This is a genomic window from Streptomyces calidiresistens (assembly GCF_014141525.1).
Classification (GTDB): domain Bacteria; phylum Actinomycetota; class Actinomycetes; order Streptomycetales; family Streptomycetaceae; genus Streptomyces; species Streptomyces calidiresistens.
This window is the reverse complement of the sequence record NZ_VKHS01000627.1, coordinates 1-3,362: the sequence shown is the minus strand read 5'-3', so window position 1 is coordinate 3,362 and position 3,362 is coordinate 1. Positions and strand designations below refer to the sequence as shown.

Below are 3,362 nucleotides of genomic sequence, written 5' to 3'. Positions count from 1 at the left end.
CCCCGGGCCCCACCGGCCCGTACCCGCCGTACGCGGTCCCCGGGGGATGGCACGGTCCGCCCGGACCGTGGCAGCCACCGGCCCCGCCGAAAACCGATCCGCTGGCCATCACGGCCGTCGTTCTGGCCCTCTTCCTGTGGCCGATCGGCATCCTGCTGGGCATCATCGCCCTGGTCCGGTCGCGGAACCGGAAACCCCCGGGGCCCGGTCGGGCTCTGGCCATCATCGCGATCGTGGTGGGCTGCGTCCCGCTCCTGCTCATCGCCGTCGCGGTTGTCCTCGTTCTGATGGATCCGGAGCGCGAGGGGTGGGGCACCTCCGGGACCTCCATGACGGACCTGAGCGTCGGTACCTGCTTCCTCTCGCCCTCTTCGGAGGACATCTCCGCCGAGGGCGAGGTGGACGCGGTGGAGACGGTGCCGTGCGCGGAGCCGCACGACGCCGAGGTGGTGGCGCTGCTGGACGCGGGGCGAGAGGTCGAGGGGTACCCGAGCGAGGAGTGGTGGGACACCACCGCCTACGAGCGGTGCGCCCGGGAGGCGCGCCGGTACGCGATCGACCCCTGGGGCGGTAGCGCGATCCTGGAGTACTACCACCCCTCCCGGTCGGGCTGGGCGGCCGGCGACCGGACGGTGACCTGCGTGCTCTCCACCCCCGGCGGGGGAGCGACCGGCTCGCTGCGCGGCTTCCGCCTGAACCACACCCCGGAACAGCTGGCCTACCTGGACGCCGTCGGCCCGTACGACGACCTGTGGTGGGGGGTGCCGACGACCGCCGAGGACGAGGGGGACATACCGGCGCTGCGCGCCTGGGCGGAGCGGATGGCCGAGGGCTCTCGGCGGGCCGCCGAGGAGCTCCGGGCCGCCGACTGGGGACGCGGGGCGGAGGTCGCGGAGGCGGCCGAGTCCCTGGCCGAGCGGTACGCCGCCGAGTCCGGGGTGTGGGAGTCGGCCGCCGGGGCGGAGGACCCCCACGTGTTCTGGGAGCGCTACGAGGAGGCGACCCTCCTGGTCGGACCCGAGGAGGTCGAGTTGCGGGAGGCGCTGGGGCTGGGGACCGGCGCCCCGACCGTGCTCGGCTGAGGCGCCGGCCCCGGTTCCGGTCGGTGCGGCCGGCCGGAACCGGCGCACGGATCCGGCCGGCCGGCACGTCACCGCGACGTCACCGTTTCGCCCCGGTCGCGGCCCGGTTCGGTGCGCTCGCCCCCTCCCCGCCGCGCCGGCTCGTAGACTTCCCGGCGTGGACACCACCGTTCGGGACCCGCTGATCGGGCACCTGTTGGACGACCGCTACCACGTGGAGGCACGGGTGGCGGTCGGCGGCATGGCCACGGTCTACCGGGCGTTGGACACCCGGCTGGACCGGCGCCTGGCCCTGAAGGTGATGCACCCCTCCCTCGCCGTGGACTCCGGGTTCGTGGAGCGGTTCATCCGCGAGGCGAAGGCGGCGGCGCGCCTCGACCACCCCAACGTGGTCGGGGTCACCGATCAGGGCCGGGACCGGGGCTGGGTCTACCTCGCCATGGAGTACGTGCCGGGCTGCACCCTGCGCGACGTGCTGCGGGACGGCGGCCCGCTGACCCCCCGGGCGGTGCTGGACATCCTCGAACCGGTGCTGGCCGGCCTGGGCGCGGCGCACCGCGCCGGCCTGGTGCACCGGGACGTGAAGCCGGAGAACGTCCTGATCGGGGACGACGGCCGGGTGAAGGTCGCGGACTTCGGCCTGGTGCGCGGTGTGGACGCCGGGACCTCCACCGGCGCCGGCGGGACCGGCGGCTCCGGATCGCTGCTGGGCACCGTCTCCTATCTGGCGCCCGAGCAGATCGAGCACGGCACGGTCGAGCCGCGCGGCGACGTGTACGCCTGCGGGATCATGCTGTACGAGATGCTGACGGGGACCAAGCCGCACACCGGGGACTCCCCCGCGCAGGTCCTGCTCTCCCACGTCCGCGACGACGTGCCGGCCCCCTCGCTGCGGGTTCCCGGACTCCCGTCCGCCCTGGATCGCCTGGTGGCGGTGGCCTGCGAACGCAACCCCAGTCGTCGGCCGGCCGACGCCGCCGTGCTGCTGTCGCTGACCCGGTCGATCCGGGCGGGGATGACCGACGCGGAACTGGACGCCGTGCCGGACACCCGGGCGCCCTCCCCGCCGGAGGCGTGGAAGGTGGGATCCGAGGATCCCACCAGCGTGGTCCCGGTTCGATCCGTCCTGGGGTCGGAGGCACCGGACCGGGTGGAGCGGACCGCGGTGATCGAGGTGCCGCCCGTTCCGGAGGAGCCGGCCCCGGGGTACGGGCAGCCCGGTGACCCGGGTGATCCGCAGCCGCTCCGGCGGCGTCCCCGCCGCGCGCGGCTCGCCCTGCTGGGCCTGCTGGTGGCGGTGCTCGGCCTGGGCGCCGGCTTCTGGTACGTCAACGCCGGCCAGTTCCTGCGCACCCCGGGCGTCTACGACCTGCCGCGCGCCGAGGCGGAGCGGGTGCTCGACGAGGCCGGGCTGCGGGCGGAGTTCCGCGAGGAGTTCTCACCGGTGGTGGAGGCGGGCCACGTGATCGCCACACAGCCAGAACGCGGGGATCGCATCCGTCGCAACGGGACGGTGACGGTGACCCTCTCCCGGGGACCCGAGGTGGTCGAGGTCCCGGATGTGGCGGGGATGCCCGAGGACACGGCCCGGGATGCGCTGCGGGAGGTGGGGCTGACCCCGGGTGATTCCACCGCCGAGTTCCACCCCACGGTGCCCCGGGGAGCGGTGATCTCGACCGAGCCGGCGGCGGGCGCCGAGCGGCGTCCGGACTCGGCCGTGGCCCTGACGGTCAGCCGGGGACGCGAGCTGAGCGTGCCCGACGTGGTGGGGATGCCCGAGGGCACCGCCATCCAGCGCCTGCGGGAGACCGGCTTCGAGGTCGAGGTCACGGGCGAACGGGTGCACGCGGAGCAGGAGGCGGGCACGGTCGCCGCGCAGAGCCCCGGTACCGGGGAGAGCGCCGGGGAGGGCGACACCGTCACCCTGGAGATCTCCAAGGGGCCCGAGATGATCGTCGTGCCCGATGTCCGGGGCATGGAGGAGGACGCGGCGATCCGGGTGCTGGAGGACGCCGGGTTCGAGGTCGAGGTCCAGCGGGTCTTCTTCTTCGGGACGGTCTTCAACCAGTCCGTGCACAGCGGGGGATCCGCCCCGAAGGGCTCCACAATCACCATTTATGTCCGATAAGGGCAGCTTGTAGAGCATTTCTCCCGTGGATGCACGTCGAGCCGACGTGATCCCGACCACAGGGACCTTGGTCACCTACGACCGCGCCTAGTGGCCCGGCGTCGACGTGCCCCCGCCCCCGCCCGGGGGTGGGGGCACGGACGGGGGTGCGC

At 74.3% G+C, this 3,362-nt stretch carries 2 protein-coding genes; both read left to right on the top strand.

The window, feature by feature from the left end; all coding sequences use genetic code 11:
- Positions 1-1,082, top strand: a 1,082-nt coding sequence (locus FOE67_RS20630) for a DUF4190 domain-containing protein (protein ID WP_182666334.1), incomplete at its 5' end; no start/stop codon positions are given.
- Between the two features lie 157 nt (positions 1,083-1,239).
- Positions 1,240-3,210 carry a Stk1 family PASTA domain-containing Ser/Thr kinase gene (pknB, locus tag FOE67_RS20625; RefSeq protein WP_182666333.1) on the top strand — a complete coding sequence of 657 codons (1,971 nt, stop codon included), beginning with the start codon at positions 1,240-1,242 and terminating at the stop codon, positions 3,208-3,210.
- Positions 3,211-3,362 lie beyond the last annotated feature (152 nt).